We start from the raw sequence: 25315 nt of genomic DNA on the forward strand, positions 1-25315 counted from the left end.
GTCACCGCAGCGTCAGATCCCGTGCGGCACGGTACTGCTCGAGGACCTGCGGTGTCGTGTCTGCGTCGTAGCGGGTGGTATCCCCGATCGACCACTCGGGTGGGGCGTCCCGGCCGGAGAGCACCCAGGCCGCCTGACGGGCGGCGCCGAGCGCGACGTACTCCGCGGGCGCCGGCACGTCGACCGGGCTGCCGAAGAGCGCCGGGGCGATCCGTCGTACCGCCTCCGAGCGCGCACCTCCGCCGACAAGGATGATCCGGGCGGCGTCGACACCCTGTTCGCCGATCTTGTCGGTGCAGTACACCATCGAGCTGAGCAGGCCCTCCACCGCCGCTCGGGCGATGTTGGCCGGGTCGAGGTTTCGTGTCGTGACACCGTGCAGCGCGCCGGCCGCGTGAGGCAGGTTCGGTGACCGTTCCCCCTCGAAGTACGGCACCAGGACCAGGCCTTCCGCGCCTGCGGGTGCCGACAGGGCGAGCCGGTCGAACTCGTCGAAGTCGACCTTGAGCATCGCGGCGACCGCGGCGAGCACCGGAGCGCCGTTGAGCGTGCACACCAGGGGAAGTTGGCGGCCTGTCGCGTCGGCGAAGCCGGCCACGATGCCCTCCGGGTCATGCGGGGCCACCTCGCCGACCGCGCTGACCACCCCGGAGGTGCCCAGCGACACCACACAGTCGCCCCTCCCGGCCGAGAGCCCGAGGGCCGCCGCGGCGTTGTCGCCGGCGCCCGGGCCCAGTACGGCGCCGTGCGGGGTCTCGCCGGCGGTATCGCGCGGCCCGAGCACCCGGGGCAGTGCCGGATCTCTTCCGCGGAAGGCCAACTCGAGCAGATCCGGTTGGTAGCGGTCGGTCTCGGCGGAGAAGTACCCGGTTCCGCTGGCGTCACTGCGATCGGTGCAGATCGCGGTGACGTCGGTGCCGCCGCCCAGCCGCCAGGTCAGCCAGTCGTGAGGGAGACAGACCGCCGCGGTCGCATCCGCGCGGTCGGGTTCGTGGTCGGCCAACCAGCGCAGTTTGGTGGCCGTGACGGCCGCGACCGGAACGACGCCGGTGCGGTCGGCCCAGGCGCCGGGACCGCCGAGCTCGGCGGTCAGCTGATCGGCGGCCCCGCTGGACCGGGTGTCGTTCCACAGCAACACATCCCGCACCAATTCTCCCGAGGAGTCCAGGCACACCATGCCGTGCTGCTGGGCGCCGACCGACACCGCGGACACGTCGTCCAAACCCCCCGCCTGCTCGGCGGCGTGTTGCAGCGCGGCCCACCAATGGCGGGCGTCGACCTCCGTGCCCGCGGGGTGCGGTGCGGAACCCGAGCGCACGATCTGGCCGGTGTCGGCGTCACAGATCAACACCTTGCAGGACTGGGTCGATGAGTCGATTCCGGCTACGAGGGTCATAGGGTCATCTTCCTGGATCGCTGAGCACCGGTGCGAAGGCCAGTTCGGCCGCACCGATGACGAGGGTGTCTGCGCCGAGCGTGGCGGGCACGACCCGGACGAGGTCGCGGGGCGCGCCCATGCTGCGGCGGGTGAGTTCGTCGTGCAGGACCGTCGCGGCCACGGCGGGGAACACCCGCAGGAAACCGCCCAGCACGATCAGGCCCGGGTTGAGCATGTTGATCGCGTTGCCGAGCGCGATCGCCAGCGACCGTGCCTGCCGGGCGAGCACGTCACGTTCGGCGTGGGTGTGGGCGAACGGATCCGTGCCGGTGTCGCTGTCGATCTCGGACAACAGCCGCGCCAGCGGCGCCTGCCGCACCTCGGTCTCCAGGCATCCCATGCTGCCGCAGTGGCACTGCTCGCGGCCGCCGACGTAGGTGTGGCCCAGTTCGCCCGCATAGCCGGCCACACCTTCGAGGAGTTCCCCGGCGACGACGAATCCCGCGCCGATACCGCTCGGTCCGCCGTTCACATAGATCATGTGATCGGCGTTGTGGTGGTTGCCGAACAGATGCTCGGCGATCGCGCCCACGTTGGCGTCGTTGGCCGCGTATACCGGCAAACCGGTTGCGGCACTGAGCATCTGACCGATCTCGACGTCGTGCCAGTCCAGGTTCGGCGCCAGCTGCACCGACGACTCGGGGCCGTGTACCAACCCGGGGACGGCGACGCCGACGGCGGTGACCTGTTGCTCGTCGGTCAGCTTGCCCCGGATGTCGGCGATCGCCTCGGCCGCGATGGTCACGGTGTCCGCCGCGGTGGGTATCCGCTCGGTCGGCCGGCGCACGACATCGATGACGGTGCCGCCCATCGCGACCAGTCCCACCGTGACGGCGTCGACCTCGGGGGTCACGGCGATCGCCAGGACCCGGTGGGCCGGGCGCACGATCGGGCTGGGCCGTCCCACCTGAGTGGCCGACGTGGCCGGGGACTCCTCGACCAGGCCGCGCGCGCCCAACTCCTCGACCAGATCTTTCGTGGTCGACCGGGACAGCCCTGTGCTGCGTGTCAACTCCGAACGGCTCAGCGCCCGATGGCGGTGCACGAGCGTCAGCACTGTCGACAGGTTGCGTCGCCGCACACCGTCGGTCGCCCCGGCGCGCGTCGCCCGGCGGTGCTCGGTCTGGTTCACCGGCACTTGGTCCCCCTCAGTTCTCACGACCACCGTCACGCCGTGGCCTTGACAGTGTCACAGGACACATCTTATGTTCGCTGCGAGAACAAAAGCATATCTCTGAGCAGATGGCCCGCACTTTCCGGCCATGATCCCCGAGGAGCCCTCGATGACGGTCCTGGACTCCGCTGTGTCCGCAGCGGACGACCTGACACCCCGACCCTCCGACAGGTTCTCGTTCGGCCTCTGGACGGTGGGCTGGCCCGGCGTGGACCCGTTCGGCGTCGCGACCCGGCCCGCACTCGACACCGTCGAGGCGGTGGAACGGCTGGCCGAACTCGGTGCGTACGGGTTGACCTTCCACGACGACGACCTGTTCGCGTTCGGCAGCAGCGATGCGCAGCGCCGCCAGGCGATCGACCGGCTGCGGGGATCGCTGGACCGAACCGGGCTGGTGGTGCCGATGGTGACCACGAACCTGTTCACCCAGCCGGTCTTCAAGGACGGCGGGTTCACCAACAACGATCGCGGTGTGCGGCGATTCGCGCTGCGGAAGGTGTTGCGCAACCTCGACCTCGCCGCCGAGCTCGGCGCTCAGACGTTCGTGATGTGGGGCGGCCGGGAAGGCTCCGAGTACGACACCGCCAAGGATGTCCAGGCGGCCCTGGAGCGGTACCGCGAGGCACTGAACCTGTTGTGCCAGTATGTGATCGACCAGGGCATCGAGATCAGGTTCGCGATCGAACCGAAGCCGAACGAACCGCGCGGCGACATCCTGCTGCCGACTGTCGGGCATGCGCTGGCCTTCATCGAGACGCTCGAGCATCCGGAGATGGTCGGCGTCAACCCGGAAACCGGTCACGAGCAGATGGCGGGCCTGAACTTCGTGCACGGCATCGCCCAGGCGCTCTACAGCAGAAAGCTCTTCCACATCGACCTCAACGGTCAGCGCGGAATCAAGTTCGACCAGGATCTTGTCTTCGGGCACGGCGACCTGGCCAACGCGTTCGCGCTGGTGGACCTGCTGGAGAACGGCGGGCCCGACGGCGGGCCGGCCTACGACGGGCCCGCCACTTCGACTACAAGCCCAGTCGCACCGAAGATTCCGGCGGTGTCTGGGCGTCGGCGGCGGCCAACATGCGGATGTACCTGCTGTTGCGCAAGCGCGCCGCCGCGTTCCGCGCGGATCCCGAGGTCCGGGAGGTCTTGGCCGCGGCGAAGGTGGCCGAACTGCGCCAGCCCACACTCGGCGACGGTGAGACGTATGCGGACCTGCTCGCCGACCCGACGGCCTACGAACAGTTCGACACGGGCGCGTACTTCGGTGGTCGCGGGTGCAACTTCGTCGCGCTGAACCAGCTCGCCATCGAACACCTGATGGGGGCCCGGTGAGGCACACCCGCTCGGCCGCCGAAGTGCCGATCCTGCTGCGAAGTGACGTGCATCACGCTATATGTGATACCGCCAAACAAAAGTCCATGACCCACCTGAACCGTTCGGAGGAATCTTCGTGAAGCGAACCAGCACTCTGCTCGTCACCACGGTCGTCGGGGTCAGCATGGCGCTGACAGCGTGCGGCTCGAACTCGGATTCGCAGTCGGCCGACGGCGCAGGCGCCGGTGGCGGTGCCGGCAAGGTCGGCGTGATCCTGCCCGACACCAAGTCGTCGGTGCGCTGGGAGACCAAGGACCGGCCCGCACTCGAAGAGGCGTTCAAGAACGCCGGGGTGGAGTACACGATCCAGAACGCGGAGGGATCTGCCGACACGATGACGACCATCGCCGATGCGATGATCGCCGACGGTGTCACGGTGCTCGCGATCGTCAACCTCGACTCCGACAGCGGCGCGTCGATCCAACAGAAGGCCGCGTCCCAGGGCGTCAAGACCATCGACTACGACCGCCTGACCCTGGGCGGCTCCGCCGATGTCTACGTGTCGTTCGACAACACCGTCGTCGGTGAGCTGCAGGGCCAGGGCCTGGTTGACTGCCTGGGCGGCCGGCCCGCGAACGTGGTGTTCCTCAACGGCTCTCCGACCGACAACAACGCCACGCTGTTCAGCGGCGGCGCACATTCGGTGGTCGACGCGACACCGTCGATCACGATCGTCGGCGAGCAGGCGGTCCCGGACTGGGACAATGACCAGGCCGTGACGATCTTCGAGCAGCTCTACACCGCCGCAGACGGTCGTGTCGACGGCGTGTACGCGGCCAACGACGGCCTCGCGGGTTCGGTCATCTCCATCCTGGAGAAGAACAAGCGGGCCGGGCAGGTGCCGGTGACCGGTCAGGACGCGACCGTTGAAGGGCTGCAGAACATTCTGGCCGGCACCCAGTGCATGACGGTGTACAAGTCGGCCACCGAGGAGGCCGGCGCGCTCGCCGACGTCGCGATCGCGCTCGCCAACGGCGAGGAGCCGCAGACGACGGCCACCTCCCGCGACGACACCGGCAACCGCGACGTGCCGTCGGTGCTGCTGACGCCGAAATCCATCACGAAGGACAACATCAACGTGGTGTTCGACGACGGCGGTCAGAATAAGGACGAGGTGTGTGCGGGACAGTTCGCCCAGATGTGCTCCGCGGCGGGTATGTGACCGCATGGCCGTCGAGGTGGAGCCGATTCTCGAATTGCGGGGCGTCAACAAGAGTTTCGGCGTGGTCCATGTGCTCCATGACGTGGACTTCGCCGTCTACCCGGGCCAGGTGACTGCGCTGGTCGGAGACAACGGGGCGGGAAAGTCCACGTTGGTCAAGGCGATCGCGGGGATCCATCCGATCGACACCGGCAGCTACCTGTTCGAGGGCCGGCCGGTGACGGTGCGTAGCCCGAACGACGTCTCGGCGCTGGGAGTCGAGGTCGTCTACCAGGATCTGGCGCTCTGCGACAACCTCGACATCGTCGAGAACATGTTCCTGGGCCGGGAACTCAAGACCAGGGGCATCCTCGACGAGGCGCAGATGGAGACCATGGCAAGGGACGCGCTGACGTCGCTATCGGTGCGCACCGTCAAGTCGGTACGACAGCCGGTGTCGAGCCTTTCCGGTGGCCAGCGCCAGACCGTGGCGATCGCGAAGTCGGTGCTGTGGAACTCCAAGGTCGTGTTGCTCGACGAGCCGACGGCGGCGCTCGGCGTCGCGCAGACGCGGCAGGTGATCGAGTTGGTGCGCAGGCTCGCCGGGCAGGGCCTCGGCGTGGTGCTGATCTCGCACAACATGGCAGACGTGTTCGAGGTGGCCGACCGCATCTGTGCGCTGTACCTCGGCCGGGTGGCGGCGGAGGTCAAGGCGTCCGAGGTCACCCACGCACAGGTGGTCGAACTGATCACCGCAGGCCGTTCCGGCAGCCTCGGCCTCGCGCCGGCGCAGGCCGCCGAATCGATGTGAGTAGAAAGAGCGAGATGGCCTCCAAAGCGAGCACGGAGACAAAGACGGCAGGCAGTCGACCCGAAATCACGGTCGCTGACTCCGATTTCGCGGTCGACGCGGTCACCGGGCAGACGTTCGGTGACGCGGTCAGGGCCTATTTCGGGCGGGTTCGGGGCGGAGACATGGGATCGCTGCCGGCCGTCCTCGGACTGGTCGTGCTGTTCGTGGTGTTCGGGCTCGCCAACGACCGCTTCCTGTCGGCGCTGAACCTGGCGAACCTGATCACCCAGGCGGGATCGATCTGTGTGCTCGCGATGGGCCTGGTGTTCGTGCTGCTGCTCGGCGACATCGACCTGTCCGCCGGTGTCGCGGGCGGGGTGGCCGCCTGTGCGATGGCGCTGACGGTCGTGAACCTCGGCTGGCCGTGGTGGGCGGCGATGGTGATGGGTGTCGCGATCGGCGCGCTGATCGGTCTGACGATCGGTCTGCTGCGCGCGAAGCTCGGAATCCCGTCGTTCGTCGTGACTTTGGCGTTCTTCCTCGGGTTGCAAGGGGTCACGCTCAAGCTCATCGGCGAGGGCGGCTCGGTGCGCGTCGACGATCCGGTGATCCGGGGTCTGACGATCAGCAATCTGCCCGTCACGGCGGGATGGACGCTCGCGTTGGTCGTGGTCGTCGGATTCGCGGCGCTGGAGTTCTACACCTATCGCCGCAAGCAGGTGCTGCGGCTGTCGAACTCGCCGCTGGGTGTCGTGGTCGCCAGGGTGTCCGCGGTCGCGGTGGTGGTCCTCGGGGTCACCTACGTGCTCAGTGTGAACCGCAGCGTCAACCGCGCGGTCGAAATTCGCGGCATCCCCTACGTGCTGCCGTTGATCCTGGTGCTGCTGATCGTGTTGACCGTCGTGCTCAAACGCACCGCGTACGGCCGCCACATCTACGCCGTCGGCGGAAACGCCGAAGCGGCGCGCCGCGCCGGCATCTCCGTCGACCGCATCAGGGTGTCGGTGTTCGTCGTGTCGTCGTCGCTGGCGGCGCTGAGCGGCATCATCGCCGCGTCGTACGCCGGCAAGGTGTCGGCCTCCTCCGGGGCGGGCAACGTGCTGTTGTACGCCGTCGGCGCCGCGGTCATCGGCGGTACCAGCCTGTTCGGCGGGAAGGGCCGTGCGCTCGACGCGGTGATCGGCGGCGTCGTCGTCGCGACCATCGCCAACGGGCTGGGGCTGCTGAACCAGTCGTCGTACATCAACTTCCTCGTCACCGGCGGGGTGTTGCTGTTGGCCGCGAGCGTGGACGCGATCTCCCGCAGGCGCCGTTCCTCCACCGGGCTCGCCTAGGCCGCGTCGTATCCCTCGAAGGTGACCAGGTCGACACTGAACCTGCCCTCCATCAGGCTGACCTTCTGTCGTACGGGTCTGCCGGGCAGCGGCGGGGCGGTCGAACGGTACGCCGCTCCGGTCGGAGTCACGAATTCGGCGATATGCGAACCATTTTCGGTGCCGGCGGACACTGACCAACCGGGCGCTTCCTTGGCGTAGTTACATGCCTCGCACAGCCCGAGGCCGTTGGCCGCCCTCGTCAGGCCTCCGCTCCGGTCCGGGGTCGCGTGGTCGAGGTGGCGGATCGGCGCGTTGCAATACGGTATGCGGCAGGTGCGATCCCGCACCCCGATGAACCTGGCCAGAGCCTTCGGGAAGGTTCGCGCTCGCGACTCCATCGCCACCAGTTGTCCGCTGTCCGGATGGCGGTAGAGCCTGCGCAGCGCGGCCTTGGCGTCCTTGTCGGCCACCGCATCGCCGGTCAGTTTGCAGGCGAACCCGCCGGGCACCGGCCCGTAACCGTCCAACCATGCCGGTTCGGAATCATCGCCGGCCAGCGTGGTATCGGCCATCACCAGGTTCAGGTTCACCGATGCGGGAACCGCGACGCTCGCGCCGGTCACCCTCTCGTAAGCGGTGTCGGCCATCACCTGGCCCCGGGTCCGGCCGTCGAACGTCGTGTCCGCGGCGCGCTTGAGCGCCGCGTACATCCCGACCCCCTGCGCGACGGGCATCAGGACGGTCAGGTAGACCATGCAATTGGGTGCCGGACGCGTCGTCACGCAGCGGTCCTCTTCGGCCTTCGCGGAGCGCTCGACGACCGCGGCGGCGTCCAGCCTGGCGGCTATCCGCTTGGCGGCCGCTTCCACCCGCGTGTTCCCCCAACCGTCGAAACCGTCCGCCTCATCGCACAATTCGGCGTCGAGCTGGCGCCGGTGTGCGGCGCTCAGGCAGGCGGATTCGCGCACGATCAGCGTGGCGCGCCACTCCGAGAGCTCTCCGCGTTCCAGCGCGGCCAGGGTGCGCGGCATCTCGTGCACCAGCGCGTTCGCAAACCCGAGGTGCTGACCGCCGCAGTTCGGCGCATCCCGGCGAGCGAGCGCGATCTCTGTGCCCAGCCCCTTGCCGCGCCGCCGTATGGGGACCCCCGCAACGGTCTCGGCCGCCGCGCGTTTCTCCGCCCACAACGCTGAGGCGCGTGCCTGTGCCGCAGCTGCGGCAGACTTCAGCCGTTCACAGCGCTCGACGATTTCCCGCAGTTGCGACTGCGAAGCATCCGGGTCGATATCGAACTGGTGTTCGAACATGTCATCGACGCTACACCCGCCTGCCGACAAGTCGGGTCACAGCCAGCGCGGCACCCGAGATGGCCACCACCGCGGCCAGACCGAGGAAGCCGAACGGCACCGACGAGGCGGCAGCGATCGATCCGACGGCCAGCGGCCCTGCCGCGTCACCGCATTCGCGCCCCACCTCGGCGGCGCCCATGGTCTGTCCCAGCCGTTCCTCAGGGGTGGACCGGGCCAGCATCGTGAACGCCAGTGGCGTGATCAGCCCGCAGCCCAGCCCGATCACGACCGCCGCGGCGAGCAGTCCCACCAGCCCGGGTATCACCGCGAGGGCCAGGCCCAGTCCGGTCACGAGGACTCCCGTCATGAGTCCCGCCGTGAGCGCCACCCGGCCGGCATCGGCGGCACGGCCCGCCACGGGCTGCACGAGGGCGGTGGTCAACGCCAGTACAGACACCACGGCGCCGGTGACGACGGGAGACAGGTCCGCCTGGGTGCCGAGCACCGGCAGGAACCCGACGCCTGCCGACAGTGCGGCCGTCGCCGCCGCCAGCGCGAGTGTCGGCGTCACGAAGGAGGATTCGCCGAATCGCCGCAGGGTGTCCACCAACGTGGCACGTTGCCGCGCCACCGTGGGCAGGTTGGGGACGCTGACCACCGCCCAGACCACGACCGCTGCCGCCAGGGCGGCCATCACCGCGAACAACAGTCGCAGGCCGCCCAGTGTCACGATCGCACCGCCCAGCAGAGGCCCCAGCGTGTACCCGACCGACTTGTACGAGCCGTATGTCCCGAACGCGCGGCCTTGGGCTGACGCTGGGGTCAGGCGCGCCACCAGTGCCGACGCGGCGGGGGAGAACGCCGCCGCCCCGACGCCCTGGCCGAACCGGCCCGCCCACAGCAACGCCGAGTCGTCGGCCACGGCGTAGGCCAGCGAGGCGATCCCGAAAACCAGTAAGCCGCCGAGCAATACGCTGCGAGCGCCGACCCTGTCGGCCAGCGTGCCGAACACCGGCTTGAGGACCACCTCCGCGCCGTCGTAGATCGCCAGCAGCGCCCCGAGGGTCAATAGGGACGTGGCGGTTCCGCTCGTCGTGGTGCCCAGCGTGCCCGCCACGGCGTGGGCGCCGAACGCGGTGGTGAACCCCGCCGCCAGCAGCGGTGCCCGCTGCGCCGACGGACTCAGCGCAGCCACGCGCCGATCCGGCGCAGGGCCTCCTCGATGTCCGACGAAGGTCCGGCGAACGACAGCCGCACGAATGCGCCGCCGCGCACGGTGTCGAAGTCGACCCCTGGCGCGATCGCAACACCGGTGTCGGCCAGCAACTTCGAGCAGAACGACAACGAGTCGGTGGTCAGGTGAGAGACGTCGGCGTACACGTAGAACGCGCCGTCGGTCGGAGCCAACCGGTCGATACCGATCGCGCGCAGACCGTCCAGAAGCAGCGACCTGTTCATCGCGTAGCCGTCGAGTAGCGACTCCGCCTCGGCGATCGACTCGGGGGTGAACGCGGCCACCGCGGCCAGCTGCGGTAACACCGGCGGGCAGATCGTGAAATTGCCGGTCAGCCGGTCCACGGCGCGCTTGAGTTCGTCGGGCACCAGCAGCCAGCCCAGCCGCCAGCCCGTCATCGCGAAGTACTTCGAAAAGCTGTTCACGACAATCGATTCGCGCGACGTCTCCCACGCGCAGCTGGTCGCCGGCGCGCCGGGGTAGACGAGACCGTGATACACCTCGTCGCTGATCAGCCGCACTCCGGTCGCCTCGCACCAGCCGGCGATCGCGGAGAGCTCCTCGGGCGGGATCACGGTGCCGGTCGGGTTGGCCGGGCTCGCGACGATCACGCCTTTCACCGGGGGATCCAGCTCGGTGAGCATGTGCAGCGTCGGCTGGAAGCGGGTCTCGGGCCCGCACGGCAGCTCGACCACCTCGCATCCGAGCGCCGACAGGATGTTGCGGTAGCACGGGTAACCGGGGCTCGCGATCGCGACTCGGTCACCGGGGTCGAAGCAGGCCAGGAATGCCAACAGGAATCCGCCAGAGGACCCGGTCGTGATGACCACGTCCTCGGGGGACACGACCACGCCGTGCCGGTCCTGATATGTGCCCGCGATGGCCTCCCGCAGTTCGGGAAGTCCGAGCGCGACCGAATAGCCGAGATTGTCGCGCTGTATCGCCGCGATCGCCGCGTTCCGGACCGCCGTCGGAGCGCCTGCGCTGGGCTGACCCGCCGACAGGTTGACGAGATCGCCGTGGCTGCGCGCACGCTCGGCTGCGGCCAGCCACACGTCCATCACATAGAACGGTGGAATACCCGAGCGCAGAGAGGGGGTCACCCTTCCCAGGCTAGAACACCTCGGATTCGAGGTTGCGGAGCTGTTCGCGTGGGGCCCCCAGCAACTGGGCGCTGCCGTGAGCGCGCTTGAAGTACAGCTGGATGTCACTTTCCCAGGTGATCGCGATACCGCCGTGCATCTGCACCGCCTCGGCGGCCACCTTGGAGAACGCCTCACTGGCCGCCAGCCGGGCCAGCGCCGCCGACGTCGGCGAAGGATCCGCCACGGCCTCGTCGACGACGGCCTTCGCCGACTGCACCGCAACGTACAGGTCCGACATCCGGTGCTTGAGCGCCTGGAAGCTGCCGATCGGCCTGCCGAACTGCACCCGGTCCTTGGTGTACTGCACCGTCAGGTCGAGGCACTTCGACGCGGCGCCGATCTGTTCGGCGGCCAGCAGAATCGCCGCCAGATCGGCCAGTCCGGGATCCGCGCCCAGCGGTGCCGTCTCGCCCGCGTCGAGGGCGGCCAGACGACGCGTGATGTCCATCGCCACCGCGGGTGTCGCGGTGAACGACGTCCAGCGGGTCAGCGTCTCGCCGTCGGCGGCGATGACCACGTCGGCGACATCACCGTTGATCACGTAGCCGGGGTCGAACACCACGGTGCCGATCGCGCTGCCTTCGGCCAGGCCCTCGAGCAACTCGGCGTCTGGCTCCGGCACGGACAGCAGCGCCAACTCGGCCAGCGTCGTGCCCAGCAACGGCGTCGGCACCAGGGCCTTGCCCAGCTCTTCGAGCACCACCGCGGCATCGGCCAGTTCGCCGCCGGCGCCGCCGAGTTCCTCGGGGATCACCAGCGCCGCGGCGCCGACCTGCTCGCACAGCATCGTCCACAGCGCTTCGTCATACCCCCGATCCGAGGCCGCCGCGGCACGGACCGCCTCCGAGGACGCGTGCTTGTCGACCAGCGCGGCGACGGTGTCGCGCAACAGGTCCCGTTCTTCACTCACTTGGTCAATGCCTCCAGAAGTCGGCGCCGGTGCCAGGTCGGATCGCCCCATGCCGGACGAAGCGCCTGCACCCGCAACAGCAGCAGCGATAGATCGTGTTCCTGCGTGAACCCGATTGCGCCATGGGTCTGCAGCGACGACCTGGCAGCCAGCAGTGCGGCATCGGCCGCGGCGACCTTGGCCGCGCTCACGTCGCGCTCGGTGTCCGCCGAACCGTCGGCCAGTGACAGCGCTGCCCCGTACACCAGCGGCCGGGCCAATTCGACGGCGATCAGGACGTCGGCGAGCTTGTGCTTGATCGCCTGATAGGTGCCGATGATCGTGCCGAACTGGCTGCGCTGCTTGGCGTACTCGACCGATGCGTCCAGCATGGCCTGCGCCGCGCCTACGAGCAGCGCCGCGGTCGCCAACGCGCCGAACTCGAAGGCGCGCTCGACGTCGGCGGCACGGGTGTCCCCGGAGGCGCTGACCTCGAACAGTTTCCGCGCCGGATCCACCGATTCGTGCTGGGCGCCCTTGTCGGCGTCGGCGACGGTACCGTCCGCCGCGAGCAGGATCAGGCCCGCGGTGTCCGCGTCGACGGCGCGCGGGACCAGGGGCGGGGCCGCGACGGTCGCGATCAGCTCCCCGGATGCCAGCGCGGCACTGCGCTCGGCCCCGTTTTCGTGACCGCCGAGCAGAACCGGTGCCACCGCGATCGATTCGGCAACCGGACCGGGCACGTTCCACCGGCCCAGCCGCTCCAGCGCGACGACCAGGTCGACCGGATGTGCCTCGATGCCGTCGTACTCCTCCGGGACCATCAGCGCGGTGACCCCCAGGTCGGCCAGCTGCGACCACACCTTCCGGCCGGGCGCGGTGTCACCCTCACCCCATGCCCGGACGGCAGTGGGGACATCGGCGGCAGCCAGGGCAGCGTCGATGCTGGCAGCGAAATCCCGCTGCTGTTCGTCGATTTCAAAGTTCACGTTCGTCTACTTTCGGGGCAGGCCCAGAAGCCGCTCGGCGATGATGTTGCGCTGGATCTCGTTGGTGCCGGCATAGATCGGGCCGCCGAGCGCGAACAGCAGACCCTCGGTGACCGAATCCATCAGCTCCCCGTCCGCAGCCCGCAGATCCAGCGCGGTCTGGTGCAGCGCGACGTCGAGTTCAGACCAGAACACCTTGGTGATCGACGACTCGGCACCCAGTTCACCGCCGCCCGCGACCCGGGTGACGGTGCCGAACGTGTGCAGCCGGTAGGCCTGCGCCTTGATCCACGCGTCGGCGACCCGATCGGTGAACGCCGGATCCGGATTCTGCTTCCACTGCGCGACAAGGCGTTCCGCCGGCGCGAGGAAGCGGGCGGGGCTGCGCAGCGACATGCCGCGTTCATTGCTCGAGGTGCTCATCGCCGCGCGCCAGCCGTCGTGCACGCCGCCGATCACGTCGTGGTCGGGAACGAAGACGTCATCGAGGAAGATCTCGCCGAAGCCGGTGTCGCCACCGAGTTGGGCGATCGGGCGGACGGTCACGCCCTCGGCCTTCAGGTCGAACATGAAGTAGGTGAGGCCTTTGTGGCGCTGCGCCTCCGGATCGGATCGGAACAGCCCGAACGCGCGCTCGCCGAACACCGCCCGCGAACTCCAGATCTTCTGCCCGTTGAGCAGCCAGCCGCCGTCGGTCCTGGTCGCGGTCGACCGCAGCGACGCCAGATCGCTGCCGGACTCCGGCTCCGACCACGCCTGCGCCCAGATCTCCTCACCGCTGGCCATCTTCGGCAGGACCCGGTCGAGTTGTTCGTCGGTGCCGTGCGCGAACAGCGTCGGGGCCAGCATGGAGGTGCCGTTGGCGCTGGCCCGCCCGGGTGCTCCGGCGCGGAAGTACTCCTCTTCGAACACGATCCACTGCAGCAGTGATGCGTCGCGGCCGCCGTACTTCTTCGGCCAGGCGATCACCGACAGGCCGGCGTCGAACAGGATCTTGTCCCACCGCCGGTGCTGTTCGAACCCCTCTGCCGTGTCGTAGGACTTCGTCGGGAAGGAGTCCTTGTTCGCCGCGAGGAACTCGCGGACCTCGGCCTGGAATTCCAGGGTTTCGTCGTCGAAGGTCAGGTCCACGCTCAGGGCCTCTCACTGTGCTGGCGGAGGACGGGCTTGACCACCTTGCCGCCGGGGTTGCGCGGAAGCGCGTCGAGGAACTCGACGCTCCGCGGGATCTTGAAGTTCGCCAGATGTTCTCGCGTGTAATCGATCACGGTCTTCTCGTCGAGCTCGGCACCCGCGAGGGTGACCACGAACGCCTTGCCGACCTCGCCGAGGCGGTCGTCGGGAACCCCAATGACCGCCGCCTCGGCGACGCCGTCGAGACGTGCGAGGACCTGCTCGATCTCGGCGGGATAGACGTTGAATCCGCCGCAGATGTACATGTCCTTGAGTCGGTCGGTGATCTTCAGGTTGCCCGAGGAGTCCAGCTCGCCGACATCACCGGTGTGCAGCCAGCCCTCGTCGTCGATCGCGGCCGCGGTGGCCTCGGGATCGTCGAGGTAGCCGAGCATCACGTTCGGCCCGCGAAGCAGCACCTCGCCGGACTCTCCTATCCGCAGTTCGAAATCGGCGATCGGGCGACCCGAGGTGGTCGCGACGGTGACCGCGTCATCGTCGGCACGGCACATCGTGCCGAAACCCGCAGCCTCGGTCAGCCCGTAGGCGGTCAGCACGATGTCGATGTCGAGCTCGTTCTGCATGCGCTCGATCAGCACGACCGGGATGGTGGCCGCTCCGGTCACCGCGAAACGCAATGAACTCAAGTCGAACTCGGCCCGTTTGGGGTGGTCGAGCAGGGTCTGATAGATCGTCGGCGGACCCGGGAGCACCGTGATGCGGTGGTCCTGCACCGCGCGCATCGTGGCCACGGGGTCGAACGTCAGCTCGGGGAACAGCGTCGCGCCGGTCTGCAGACAGGCCAAGATGCCCGCCTTGTAGCCGAAATTGTGGAAGAACGGGTTGATGCACAGGTAGCGGTCGTCACTGGTGAGCTGTCCGCATGCGGCCCATGCCGCGGAGGCGTCGAGCGACTGCCGGTGCGCACACCGCACGCCCTTGCTGCGGCCGGTGGTGCCGGAGGTGAACAGGATGTCGGATACGTCGTCCGCGGTGACGGCTGCCGCACGCGCGTCGACGGCGGTCAGGTCCGTTCCGGCGCCGACGAAGTCGTCCCACGTCCCGTCGTCGTTGTCGATCGGGATGCGCACGATGTGCCGCAGCGCGGGCAGGGCATCCCGGTTGACGGAGGCCGCCTTGTCGGCGCCGAGGAACTCGCCGGACGCGAACAGCAGTGGCGCTGCGGTGCGGGCCAGGATGTCCTCGGCCTCGCTGGCGGTGTAGCGGGTGTTGAGCGGGACGAGCACACCGCCGGCGTGGTGGATGGCCAGGCTCGCGACGACCCAGTGCCAGGTGTTCGGCGACCAGATCGCGACCCGGTCACCGGGTTCGACGCCGAAATCGATCATCGCGGCGGCGGCCCGACGGACCTCCGCGCGCAGGTCGGCGAACGTCAGCGTGCGCGAAGGCGACACCACCGCGGGGTGGTCGGGAAGCTCACGCGCGATCCGTTCGAGAACCGCGGGAGTGGTCCTCGGGGAGGTCGTCATCGAAGCTCCTGTAGCTATCCGGGGTACCCGAGCAAGTGCTTGGTAGGTTAGCCTACAGGGGTGATAGAGGTCCAGGAGTTCAGGGCTGAGGTCCGTGATTGGCTCGCCGAAAACCTGGTCGGCGAGTACGCCGCGCTGAAGGGCCTGGGTGGCCCCGGCCGCGAGCACGAGGCGTTCGAAGAGCGGCTGGCGTGGAACCGCCACCTGGCCGCCGCGGGCCTGACGTGTCTCGGCTGGCCCGAGGAGCACGGCGGCCGCGGACTGTCGGTCGCCCACCGGGTCGCGTTCTACGAGGAGTACGCCAAGGCGAACGCGCCCGACAAGGTCAACCACCTCGGCGAGGAGCTGCTCGGGCCGACGCTCATCGCGTTCGGCACCCCCGAGCAGCAGCAGCGCTTCCTGCCCAAGATCCTCGACGTGACCGAGTTGTGGTCGCAGGGTTACTCAGAACCCGGTGCGGGTAGCGATCTGGCCAACGTGTCGACCACCGCGACCCTCGAGGGTGACCAGTGGATCATCAACGGGCAGAAGGTGTGGACGTCGCTGGCGCATTGGGCGCAGTGGTGCTTCGTGGTCGCCCGCACGGAGAAGGGGTCCAAGCGGCACGCGGGGCTGTCCTATCTCCTGGTGCCGCTGGATCAGCCCGGGGTGGAGATCCGCCCGATCATCCAGCTGACCGGCGACTCGGAGTTCAACGAGGTCTTCTTCGACAACGCGCGCACCGACGCCGACCTGGTGGTCGGCGAGCCCGGTGACGGCTGGCGGGTCGCGATGGGGACGCTGACCTTCGAGCGGGGTGTCTCCACGCTCGGGCAGCAGATTCGTTATGCCCGTGAGCATTCCAATCTTGTCGAGCTGGCCAAGCGCACCGGCGCCGCCGACGACCCGCTGATCCGCGAGCGCTTGACCCGGTCGTGGGCCGGACTCAAGGCGATGCGGTCGTATGCGCTGGCGACGATGGACGTCGAGCAGCCCGGCATGGATAACATTTCAAAACTGTTGTGGGCCAACTGGCATCGCGAACTCGGTGAGATCGCGATGGACGTCCTGGGGACCGCCGGGCTCACTCTGCCGGACGGCGAGTTCAGCGAATGGCAGCGCCTGTACCTGTTCTCTCGTTCTGACACCATCTACGGCGGGTCCAACGAGATCCAGCGCAACATCATCGCCGAGCGCGTGCTCGGCCTGCCGAGGGAGGCCCGCCCATGACGGATCTGTCGAAAGCACCTGCCGAGATCGCGGGGCACGGCCTCCTCGCAGGCAAGGTCGTCCTGGTGACGGCCGCCGCGGGAACCGGCATCGGGTCGACGACAGCGCGGCGGGCACTGCTCGAAGGCGCGGACGTCGTCGTGTCCGACTACCACGAACGCCGGCTGGGGGAGACGCGTGACGAACTCGCGGCCCTCGGCCTGGGCAAGGTCGACGCGGTGGTCTGCGATGTGACGTCCACCGAGGCCGTCGACGCGCTGATCACCGCCACGGTTGAGAAGGCCGGACGGTTGGACGTGCTGGTCAACAATGCCGGGCTCGGCGGGCAGACGCCGGTGATCGACATGACCGACGACGAATGGGACCGCGTCCTGAACGTGACGCTGACGTCGGTGATGCGGGCGACGCGCGCCGCGCTGCGCTATTTCCGCGATGCGCCGCACGGCGGTGTCATCGTGAACAACGCCAGCGTGCTCGGCTGGCGAGCACAGCACTCGCAGTCGCACTATGCCGCCGCCAAGGCCGGGGTGATGGCCCTGACGCGGTGCAGCGCAATCGAAGCCGTCGACTACGGGGTACGCGTCAACGCGGTGTCGCCGAGTATCGCGCGGCACAAGTTCCTGGAGAAGACCAGCAGCTCCGAGCTGCTGGACCGACTCGCCGAAGGCGAGGCGTTCGGCCGTGCCGCAGAGCCGTGGGAGATCGCGTCCACCATCGCGTTCCTGGCCAGTGACTACTCCAGCTACATGACCGGCGAGGTCGTGTCGGTGTCCAGCCAGCGGGCCTGACGCTACCTCGCCGCCGTCGGGCGGCTACCGGTTTCCATCGGCCGGAACCGGCGCAGGACCGTTAGCTGGCCGGGCTACTATCGGGCGGTGACCAGAGGGGCGCCGGCGGGCCGGGGTACGCCGACCACTTCGGTTGCCGCGATGCCCTGTTTGGGTTTCGCATGACCTCCCCTGATGCCGGTTCCCTGCACGGGACGGCTGTTCGTGGCGGAGCCGCCGTCATCGTCGGCCAGGTCCTACGCACACTGATCCAATTGGTCGGCCTGATCCTGTTGGCCCGGCTGCTCACTCCGGTCGACTTCGGTCTGGTAGCCATGGTCACCGCGATCATCGGGGTGACATCGGTGCTGAGCGACTTCGGGCTGTCCCTGGCCATCATGCGAGAGACCGCCCTGGAACCCAGGATCCGCGACGCGCTGTTCTACATCAACACCGCCCTGGCTGTCGTGACGGCCGGCTGTGTGTGGGCTGCGGCACCGCTGATTGCCGCGTTCTACGGCGAACCTCGACTCGAAGAGGTCACGCGGTGGCTGGCGGCGTTCGTTTGCATCTCCGGTCTGGCGCCGCAATTCCGGGCGGAGTTGGCGCGAACGCATAAGTTCACCGCGCTCGCGATCGTGGATCCCATCGCCCAGGGAGCGGCGCTGGCTGCTGCATGCGTGGCTGCGCTGCGCGGCGCTGGGTATTGGGCCGTGGTTATTCAGCAGGGCGTCGCTGCTGTGGTTCTGGTCCTCGTGCTGGTTTCGCTGTCGCGGTACGTGCCGCGATCATGGCCGAGTTTCCGCGGAGTCAAGCAACATGTGTCGCTGGGGGCGACATCTCTGGGTCTCGACGTGACGAACTACCTGGCGGTGTACGCCGCCCCCGCGGCGGTCGGGCAGGCGCTCGGAGCTGCGGCCGTGGGCCTTTACCAGCGTGCATTCCAACTCGTGGCCTTTCCCCTTGTCCAATTGGCAGGGCCTCTGACACGTGTCGTCGTGCCGATCCTCGCGCACGTCGAAGACGGACCCAAACTGGTTGCCGCGGCGAAGCGGGTGCAGCTCGCCTTGGCGTACGCGGTGCTCCCGTTTCTCGTGCTCATCATCGTGGGCGGTGCAGACCTCGTCGAGGTGATGTTCGGGGCGGATTGGCGAGCATCAGGACGGCTCGCGCAGGTTCTCGCCGTAGGCGGCGTGTTCCAGATCTTCGGATACGTGAACTACTGGCTGTTCACCCGTAAGGGCCGCCTGGGGTTGATGTGGTCACTGGAAGCCTCGGTCTGGATCCCGATCACGCTGCTGTATTTCGTATTCAACGCCGAAGGCGCTGTCTGGATCGCTGCGCTGTATGCGACAAGCCTGGTTCTGAACTGGCTGGTGTCAACCTCGATCGGCCTACCCAAACTGGGTCTTCCGGCGATGGAGTTCCTACGCCCGTCCTTGGTGCGGCTGGCCTTCCTCGTTCCCGTAGTCGGTGTAGGGGTCGGGGTGAGTGAAGTCCTTGCCCGTGATGGTTGGGGTGCGATCTGGACGCTTTTCGCGGCATCCGGATCCTCGCTGGTGGTCGTCGGCCTGCTTCTCGCGCTTCCGGCGTTCAGAACCGAACTGCGGGAATTCGTCGGCATTTTCGGCAAGTTGCGTAAGCGGGCCAACTGACGGGCGTATGTCGGCTCACCCGCCGCCATACACCTCGGCGAGTTCGTCGCGCACCCTCGGCCAGGAAAACCGGTCTCGTGCGGCGTCGTGCACCTCGATGCAGTAGTCGCGGAGCTGCGACGGGCTGGCCGCGGCCAGCCCGTCGTACTTCGACCAGAACTCCTCCGGGGACGAAAACAGTGAGCGGTCGCCGTCGACCACGTAGTCCGTGACGCCGTCGATACGGGTCAAGAAGGCGGGTAGATATGCGTTGTACGCCTCCAGTAAGGCGTTGTTGGCGGTCGCGAAGGTGAGCGGAAGCAGAAGTGCGAAGGATTCCCGCAGCACACGGCCATAGTTCTCTGCGGTGAGCCGCGGGTGGCAGACCACACCTGGCTGCTGCGCGAAGCGCTCCCGGGCGGCGTCGTCCATGCCGATCAGCTCGATCCGCACATTGCGGGTACCGCGTTGCGCCAGAATGTCTTCCAGCATGTCGAAGTCGCGGTAATTGGACCCTACGAGGACCAGCCGCCGCTGCCCGCGCGTGCGTGCCTCGAACCGTTCGAGCGGTGGTTCCGCGTCGGAGAAGGTGAATCCGTGGGGCACGAAGCTCACCTGCTTGTGGGGAAACGCCTCGGCGAAGACGCCGCGTTGCTGGCTGCTGAGCACGACGATCGCATGCGCCGCCCGTAGCGAGAACTGTTTGATCCGGTGGTGCACGCTTCGCGTCGGACCCAGCCATTGGTCGTCGGCGAGATGCACCGTGTAGACGATCCGCTTCCCGAAAAGTCGCAGAATCCACGGCGATAGGTACGCCGTGGCCTCTGGGTAGAAGTAGTGCACGGTGTCGTGGCGCAGCCCCCGCAGGATCGTCAGGAGATCCAGCAACAGAAAGTTCAGGTGGCGTGCCCTGGTCGATTCGAGGCGGCCGGCGTAGGGCAGCCGTGCGCCGCTCACATAATGACCAGGGTCGGCGACCACCGCGTCGTACCCCGAGCCGGCGTTGTGGTGCAGATAATGGAAGCCGGAGTACAGGACCCGTGGATCTGAGCCTGCTGACCCGGTCAATTCGCATCTCCGGATACTCGGCCACGGTTTCGTGCCATCAGCACGGTGGCGAAAATGAGGGCGCTGGTGGGGAACTGCTGAATGTTGGGCCACATGTGCCAGACGGCTTCCGTCATCCCCAACACGAAAAAAGCGATGAGGTAGCCGAACAACGCGATCTGTTCGTTGATGACCCGCATCGTGCCGGTGACGTAGATCGCGCCGATCCATATCGGCAGCAGGAAGGCCAGACCTGCCAAGCCGAACTTGATCAACGTGTCGATATGGATGTTGTGTCCGGTCCCCATGCCTGCCCAGAGAACTACCTCGGCCTGTTCCTGCCCATGTTGGAGAAACCAGTTATAGCCCGAACCGACCACCGGGGCGTCTCGCCACAGTTCCAGCCCTCCTGCCCAAATGAATGCGCGCTCGGTGAAGCTGCCCGGACTCCAGCGCAGAAGTGGAATCACCATCGCGGCGGCCAGCGCGGTTCCCGCGAGCGCGGTGCCTGCCAATCGGATCGAGATCACCGATCGAAGACGGCAGATGAGCCACCACAGAACAACGACGGCGACGGCGACCAGCGCTGTTCTCGACGCCGACGCCACGATGGTGGCCAGGAGAATCGAAGCGCAGACGACCCGCCATCGGTTCTGCCCAATGAGCGGGACCAACGAAAAGGCTACGGCGCAATACATTCCGAGCGCGTTGCTCTGACCGAACGGGCCGGCCAACTCCCACCCGAACACGAGGGATTTGCGCGAGACGATGTTGTACATCATGTACTCGGGGATGATCAGCCCGCCGATCAACGAGTAGGCTCCGACGCCCGAGACCAGGATCGGGATCCACTTCAGTGCAACGACCGGCGCACCGGTATGCCAGATCGCCAGTAGGACAAGGTTGGCCAACATGATCTTGATCAAGTCAGCCGGGCCTGGGCGGTCGGGCCCGATGAGATACGGCAGGTTCAGGGCCATCAGGAACACGAGTAGCCACGTGACGTCGCGATTCGGGTGTCCACGCATCAGGATGACAAACGAACTCACGGCGAGCAGCACGCCTGACAGCGCCCATCTCGCGAGGCCCGCGATCGGAGTCTCGGCTGAGATCAACGCCCTGTCGATGCTCTGATCAGGGACGTGTTTGACGAGGAGGTAGTTGATCACCTCCGGGATGATCACGAGGCCGATGGCCGCGAATATGATGGCGGCGAGTGCCCGCTCACCCGCTTTGTACTCCACTTCGGTGAAGTCCGAGAATCGGGTGGGCGCCGGTAGAAACGTTGTGGCCGAATTTATCCGGTGCGTCGGTGGGTCGGATTCGGCGCCGGCCGACCTCGGGCGAGAAGCCACGAACGTGGCTCGTCTCCCCGATGGCCGGACATCGTCTTCGTCCATGAACAGCCGATGGTCAGTTCCGCTGCGAACCGTGCCGAGCGGGCCCGTCCTGCGCTCGGGGGTCCGAGTAGGTGCCGTTCAGGTCGCCGTAGTACCCGTGGCGCTTCGGCGGCTTCTTCGGCGGGGTCATCATCAACACCGTTCCGAGCAGCGGTGCTCCACCACGCTTGACCGATCGGACCGCTTCCGCGAGCTCATCACGTGTCGTCTGCCCGTAGCGAGCCACCAGCAGAATCCCCTGCGAAGAGGCGGCGAGAATCGCGGCGTCCGGTTTGAGGAGGGAGGGAGTGTCGACGACGACATAATCGAATTCTGCGCCGAGCGCACTCAAAACCTCTGTGGTTGCCGGTGATTCGAGAAGCTCGGTGGGCCCCGGTGGGATCGCACCGGCGGTGAGTACCTTCAACCGCGGGCTGAGGGTCTTCTGAAGCGCTTCCGGCACGGACGCGTCTCCGCGTAGGACAGTGCTGAGGCCGGCCTGCCCCTCCAGGGCGAGATAGCGAGCAACCTTCGGGCGGCGCAGATCACCGTCGACCAGTGCCACACTGTTGCCGGCTTCGGCAAGGGCAAACGCAAGGTTGATCGCAGCCGTCGTCCGGCCTTCCTCTGGCATGGCGCTCGCAACGACGAGCACTCGTGGACCGGCGGTCACCTCCAGAAACCTCACGTTGACCCGCAGATCCCGAAAGGCGTCCGCGGCCGCGGAATGGTCCGACTCGAACGACAACAGCGGGTTCTCCCGCAACCGTGGATCCGACGGCACCTCGGCGAGCACGCCGACACCCGTCGCCTTCTCCGTGTCCTTCGCGCTGCGCACAGAGCGGTCGGAGCGGCCTCGGATCAATGCAAGGACACCACCGAGGATCACGCCGAGGACGGCTCCGAGAGCCGCGTTCCTGGCAGTCGGGATTGCGGAGAGACCGGGCACATCGGCACGTTGCTGGACGATCACCCGTGCATTCGGTTGCGCCCCCAGCTGTGGCGTCTCCAGTCCGGCGGCCATTATGGCGAATTCGTCGGACACCGTGTTGGCGATGTCCCGTGCTCTGGTCGCCGAGGTATCGGTGACGGTGACGTCGATCAGCACCGTGTCTGTCGGCGCAGTGGCTTCGATCTTCCGCTTGAGATCGGACGCGCTCATATCGAGGCCGAGCGTGTCCACGGTGCGCTGAGCGACGACGTCGCCGGTCAGCAGTTCCACGTAGGACAACACTCGGCGTTGAGCGAAAAGACCGCCGTCGTTGGATTGGGTGTTGTTTCCGTCGGACGTGGTCGATACGAACAACCGCGTAGACGCCTGATAGCTGGGCGCGATGGTGAGTGAATAGACGAGAGCCGCGGCCATGACGAGAATCGTTGTGACAAGGATGATCTTCCATCGGTCGCGCAAGATCTGTAACGAATCCTGAACAGTCAACTGCGACCCTTCACCGCTCGAGCTCTCTTCCCGCTTGACGCCGACGCGGCGGTAACCGGGACGTCAAGACGCATCACGCTATCCCAGGAATTAGCTCGCCGCCAAGGAGGCGGCAAAGGTGCCACCATACGATCCCGGCCTGGTCGGGGGCAAGATGAATGGGGGTAAACCTACGACGTCCGCCGGTATAGTCCGACCCCTGTTGAGGTATTGAACCGCGAACACCCGAAAGTGGAACAGTGCACCCGATCAGTTCAGAGTGGTCCTCGACCCTGCAGCGATTCCGATGGCGCGGACACTCGCCGCGATCAGGCGCCGATGCCCCTACCGGAGCACGACCGTGACCCGCGTCGGCGTCGCGCGTGTGTTGGCCGCAGTGGTTTTGCTGATCGGACCGGTCTTATTCGGGAGTGCCGCGCACGCGCAACCCGCCGCCGACGCGCCTTCACAGCCGTCGAGCGTGGTCCTCGGTTCGACTGCGCTCGGCATCGACCGCGAGGTGTTCCTCGGCCCCAACGCGAGTCAGCGGATCGCATTGCCCGTCCCGGGAGGCCTCGTACCATCCCGGCTGCGAGGCACGATCACGGCACCGTTGAACATCTCCGGCGGATACCTCGAGGTCGACGACGCGGACGGGAAGCTCCTCGGCACCGTCGACGTGCCGCCCGCCGGAGTCGCCCAGGCCGCGACGCCTTTCGACGTCGATATCGCGGGCGCCCGCGTCCGGTCGTCGTCGGTGGATCTCTCGGTGACGTTGCGCGCCGTCGACGGCCAATATCCCGGCGGATTCAACGGGCAGTACTGCGGCCCGCTTCAGCAATTGACGTTGACGAATCTCGAAGCGGTTTTCACCGGCGAGGAGCCCCCGGTGACCACAATCGCCGGCTTCTTCCCACCCGTACTTGAGCGCGTGACCATCTATGCGCCGGACGACGCCGACACCGCCGAACAGCAGGCCGTACTGCTGCTGGTGTCCACGCTCGCAAGGCTGTACATCCCTCAGCCGCTGTCCGTCACGGTGGTGAATCAACCGCGGGGGGTTTCGCCGCCACCAGCCCCTCAATTGGCGCGCGCAGTTGTCGTCGAAAGGGGCGGAACCTCGGGACTCAGCGTCGAGAACTCAGGTGGCCGCAACGCTTACCTGAAGGTTTCCGGCGACGGCGACGAGCTCTCGACCCAGGTGTCGCTGCTCGTCGACGAGTTGCAGTCGTTGGTGCAGGTGCCCACCGCGCGTGTCGACCAGGCGGTGGCCGAGGATCCGCCAGGCGGCGACACGTGGACATTCGAACAACTCAACATCAGCGGTAAGACCGAGGTGCTTCGTGCAGGAAACCTGCGGATGAGCGTCGGTCGGTCGGCGCTGGGGAACGGCCGCGTCGATGCAGTCCAGGTTCACCTGCTCGCCGACTACACCCCCGTTCCGGACGACGACTCCGCGGCAGTCGTGATCCGTGCCGGCGATGGAAGCGTCGTTCACCGTGCCCTCCTCGACACGTCGGGCCGTCTGGACGCACAGTTCGAGCTGGCAGGCAAGGCGATCGGTCAGTTCGTCGACCTCGACATCGCGATCACCTACACCCCCGACCAGCCATGTGGGCCGCTGATCGCGCCGATCACATTCCAGACTGATCCGCGATCGACGTTGACTGTCGAGCGTGGCGGCCCACCACTCGGCGGCTTTGGCGCGATGCCGTCGGAGTTCGCGCCCAGCTTCATGGTCGCGTTCGACGGGACCAGCCCGGATCAGTTGGTCTACGCGGCGCGTGTCGTGGCCGCGGTCGCGAGTCTCACGAGCACGCAACTCACTCCGAAGGTTGTTGACGTCAAGACCGCTGCGGATGGGAACTCCGGGGCGCTGATCATCGCCAAGTCGTCCGCGCTGTTGCAGACGTCGCTGCACCCACCCATCAGTGGCGACGGTGCCGAGGTGGACATCGACGACTTGCCGACCGAGGTGCGAGCAAGTATCGCCGACGGGCTCGGCTCGATCCAGGCGTTCGCCGACCGTCCCCGGGACCGCACAGTCGTCCTGGTGACGACCACAGGAGACTGGAGCCTGGTGAACCCGCTGTTCGGCTACATCGACGGGCTGGACGGGAAATGGTCGGCTTTGTTCGGCGATGTGCTTGCCGCAGGCCGAGCCGGAGATCCGACCAATCTGTCGATCTTCGCCGAACGCGCCGGAAGCGATGATGCGCCAGAGCAGCCACGATCTGAAGCGGGCCCGGTCTCGGGGAAGGTGATCGGCATCGGCGTTGCGGTGGCCGTGGTCGCGGCCGCAGGGGTGGCGATTATGTGGTCCTCCCGGCGCTCAAAGCGGAACCTGCCCGCCGGCCCGGACTGAGCGGGAGGCGCAGCGAAAGCCGCCAGACGCCTGCCAGCCTTACCTAGCAAGC

19 protein-coding genes and 1 pseudogene are annotated in these 25315 nt (G+C 67.4%); 8 read left to right on the top strand and 12 right to left on the bottom strand.

Annotated elements, in window-relative coordinates; genetic code table 11:
- Nucleotide 1: 1 nt before the first annotated feature.
- Both NTM_RS10250 and NTM_RS10255 read right to left on the bottom strand, forming a co-directional pair.
- The gene (locus tag NTM_RS10250; protein ID WP_163766224.1) at nucleotides 2–1396 is read right to left on the bottom strand and encodes a xylulokinase; all 1395 of its coding nucleotides are present in this window, start codon (nucleotides 1394–1396) and stop codon (nucleotides 2–4) included.
- A 4-nt stretch (nucleotides 1397–1400) separates the two neighbouring features.
- On the bottom strand, nucleotides 1401–2570 hold the full coding sequence (locus NTM_RS10255; RefSeq protein ID WP_232079677.1) for an ROK family protein: 1170 nt from the start codon (nucleotides 2568–2570) through the stop codon (nucleotides 1401–1403).
- Nucleotides 2571–2721: 151 nt separating this feature from the next.
- Here NTM_RS10255 and xylA point away from each other — a divergent pair.
- From xylA to NTM_RS10275, 4 genes and pseudogenes are all read left to right on the top strand, one after another.
- A pseudogene (gene xylA / locus NTM_RS10260) lies at nucleotides 2722–3944 on the top strand (xylose isomerase).
- 118 nt (nucleotides 3945–4062) lie between these two features.
- The gene (locus NTM_RS10265) at nucleotides 4063–5148 is read left to right on the top strand and encodes a sugar ABC transporter substrate-binding protein (RefSeq protein ID WP_104862541.1); all 1086 of its coding nucleotides are present in this window, start codon (nucleotides 4063–4065) and stop codon (nucleotides 5146–5148) included.
- Nucleotides 5149–5152: 4 nt separating this feature from the next.
- Nucleotides 5153–5938 (top strand): ATP-binding cassette domain-containing protein, encoded by a 786-nt coding sequence (locus tag NTM_RS10270; RefSeq protein WP_104862540.1) that lies wholly within the window; start codon nucleotides 5153–5155, stop codon nucleotides 5936–5938.
- Between the two features lie 14 nt (nucleotides 5939–5952).
- The gene (locus NTM_RS10275) at nucleotides 5953–7254 is read left to right on the top strand and encodes a sugar ABC transporter permease (RefSeq protein ID WP_163766225.1); all 1302 of its coding nucleotides are present in this window, start codon (nucleotides 5953–5955) and stop codon (nucleotides 7252–7254) included.
- On the opposite strand, the gene NTM_RS10280 is transcribed toward NTM_RS10275, so the two are convergent.
- From NTM_RS10280 to fadD3, 7 genes are read right to left on the bottom strand one after another with little or no spacing between them, the layout of a single operon-like run.
- Nucleotides 7251–8543 (bottom strand): HNH endonuclease, encoded by a 1293-nt coding sequence (locus NTM_RS10280; protein WP_163766226.1) that lies wholly within the window; start codon nucleotides 8541–8543, stop codon nucleotides 7251–7253. The two genes, NTM_RS10275 and NTM_RS10280, sit on opposite strands and share 4 nt — an antisense overlap.
- 10 nt (nucleotides 8544–8553) lie before the next feature.
- Nucleotides 8554–9720: an MFS transporter gene (locus NTM_RS10285; protein WP_104862537.1), complete on the bottom strand. Its 1167-nt coding sequence runs from the start codon at nucleotides 9718–9720 to the stop codon at nucleotides 8554–8556.
- Nucleotides 9708–10862: a pyridoxal phosphate-dependent aminotransferase gene (locus NTM_RS10290; protein ID WP_104862536.1), complete on the bottom strand. Its 1155-nt coding sequence runs from the start codon at nucleotides 10860–10862 to the stop codon at nucleotides 9708–9710. The genes NTM_RS10285 and NTM_RS10290 overlap by 13 nt, the downstream gene beginning before the upstream one ends.
- A 10-nt stretch (nucleotides 10863–10872) precedes the next feature.
- Complete coding sequence (ipdE2, locus tag NTM_RS10295) at nucleotides 10873–11814, bottom strand: acyl-CoA dehydrogenase IpdE2 (RefSeq protein WP_104862535.1); 942 nt, start codon at nucleotides 11812–11814, stop codon at nucleotides 10873–10875.
- Complete coding sequence (locus NTM_RS10300) at nucleotides 11811–12782, bottom strand: acyl-CoA dehydrogenase family protein (RefSeq protein ID WP_163766227.1); 972 nt, start codon at nucleotides 12780–12782, stop codon at nucleotides 11811–11813. Before NTM_RS10300 ends, ipdE2 begins: the two co-directional genes overlap by 4 nt.
- A 6-nt stretch (nucleotides 12783–12788) precedes the next feature.
- Nucleotides 12789–13913, bottom strand: coding sequence for an acyl-CoA dehydrogenase family protein (locus NTM_RS10305; RefSeq protein WP_163766228.1), 1125 nt, complete (start codon nucleotides 13911–13913; stop codon nucleotides 12789–12791).
- A 2-nt stretch (nucleotides 13914–13915) separates the two neighbouring features.
- A complete protein-coding gene (fadD3, locus tag NTM_RS10310) occupies nucleotides 13916–15445 on the bottom strand; it encodes a 3-((3aS,4S,7aS)-7a-methyl-1,5-dioxo-octahydro-1H-inden-4-yl)propanoate--CoA ligase FadD3 (protein WP_104862532.1) in 1530 nt (509 codons plus the stop codon).
- A gap of 60 nt (nucleotides 15446–15505) precedes the next feature.
- On the opposite strand from fadD3, the gene ipdE1 reads away from it, so the two are divergent.
- From ipdE1 to NTM_RS10325, 3 genes are all read left to right on the top strand, one after another.
- Nucleotides 15506–16654, top strand: coding sequence for an acyl-CoA dehydrogenase IpdE1 (gene ipdE1, locus NTM_RS10315; RefSeq protein WP_163766229.1), 1149 nt, complete (start codon nucleotides 15506–15508; stop codon nucleotides 16652–16654).
- Entirely contained in the window at nucleotides 16651–17442 is a 792-nt protein-coding gene (gene ipdF, locus NTM_RS10320) for a (5R,7aS)-5-hydroxy-7a-methyl-1-oxo-2,3,5,6,7,7a-hexahydro-1H-indene-carboxyl-CoA reductase (protein ID WP_163766230.1), read from the top strand. Before ipdE1 ends, ipdF begins: the two co-directional genes overlap by 4 nt.
- A 161-nt stretch (nucleotides 17443–17603) precedes the next feature.
- Nucleotides 17604–19076 (top strand): oligosaccharide flippase family protein, encoded by a 1473-nt coding sequence (locus tag NTM_RS10325; RefSeq protein WP_163766231.1) that lies wholly within the window; start codon nucleotides 17604–17606, stop codon nucleotides 19074–19076.
- A 15-nt stretch (nucleotides 19077–19091) separates the two neighbouring features.
- Here NTM_RS10325 and NTM_RS10330 read toward each other — a convergent pair whose 3' ends face one another.
- The 3 genes from NTM_RS10330 to NTM_RS10340 are packed head-to-tail and all read right to left on the bottom strand — an operon-like array spanning nucleotide 19092 to nucleotide 22919.
- The gene (locus NTM_RS10330) at nucleotides 19092–20123 is read right to left on the bottom strand and encodes a glycosyltransferase family 4 protein (RefSeq protein WP_163766232.1); all 1032 of its coding nucleotides are present in this window, start codon (nucleotides 20121–20123) and stop codon (nucleotides 19092–19094) included.
- Nucleotides 20120–21502: an O-antigen ligase family protein gene (locus NTM_RS10335; protein WP_232079679.1), complete on the bottom strand. Its 1383-nt coding sequence runs from the start codon at nucleotides 21500–21502 to the stop codon at nucleotides 20120–20122. The genes NTM_RS10330 and NTM_RS10335 overlap by 4 nt, the downstream gene beginning before the upstream one ends.
- A gap of 13 nt (nucleotides 21503–21515) precedes the next feature.
- Nucleotides 21516–22919: a tyrosine-protein kinase domain-containing protein gene (locus tag NTM_RS10340; protein WP_232079680.1), complete on the bottom strand. Its 1404-nt coding sequence runs from the start codon at nucleotides 22917–22919 to the stop codon at nucleotides 21516–21518.
- A 460-nt stretch (nucleotides 22920–23379) separates the two neighbouring features.
- Between NTM_RS10340 and NTM_RS10345 the strand changes: the two genes are divergently transcribed.
- A complete protein-coding gene (locus tag NTM_RS10345) occupies nucleotides 23380–25263 on the top strand; it encodes a carbohydrate-binding protein (protein WP_163766233.1) in 1884 nt (627 codons plus the stop codon).
- The last annotated feature ends 52 nt before the right edge of the window (nucleotides 25264–25315 follow it).

Source organism: Mycolicibacterium parafortuitum (assembly GCF_010725485.1).
Lineage (GTDB): Bacteria > Actinomycetota > Actinomycetes > Mycobacteriales > Mycobacteriaceae > Mycobacterium.

What these genes read in the sequence shown, in the direction of transcription:
- fadD3 (WP_104862532.1), bottom strand. Translation starts at nt 15,445, where the DNA reads ATGACGACCTCCCCGAGGACCACTCCCGCGGTTCTCGAACGGATCGCG.
- ipdF (WP_163766230.1), top strand. Translation starts at nt 16,651, where the DNA reads ATGACGGATCTGTCGAAAGCACCTGCCGAGATCGCGGGGCACGGCCTC.
- NTM_RS10335 (WP_232079679.1), bottom strand. Translation starts at nt 21,502, where the DNA reads ATGGACGAAGACGATGTCCGGCCATCGGGGAGACGAGCCACGTTCGTG.
- NTM_RS10270 (WP_104862540.1), top strand. Translation starts at nt 5,153, where the DNA reads ATGGCCGTCGAGGTGGAGCCGATTCTCGAATTGCGGGGCGTCAACAAG.
- NTM_RS10275 (WP_163766225.1), top strand. Translation starts at nt 5,953, where the DNA reads ATGGCCTCCAAAGCGAGCACGGAGACAAAGACGGCAGGCAGTCGACCC.
- NTM_RS10325 (WP_163766231.1), top strand. Translation starts at nt 17,604, where the DNA reads ATGACCTCCCCTGATGCCGGTTCCCTGCACGGGACGGCTGTTCGTGGC.
- NTM_RS10250 (WP_163766224.1), bottom strand. Translation starts at nt 1,396, where the DNA reads ATGACCCTCGTAGCCGGAATCGACTCATCGACCCAGTCCTGCAAGGTG.
- NTM_RS10280 (WP_163766226.1), bottom strand. Translation starts at nt 8,543, where the DNA reads ATGTTCGAACACCAGTTCGATATCGACCCGGATGCTTCGCAGTCGCAA.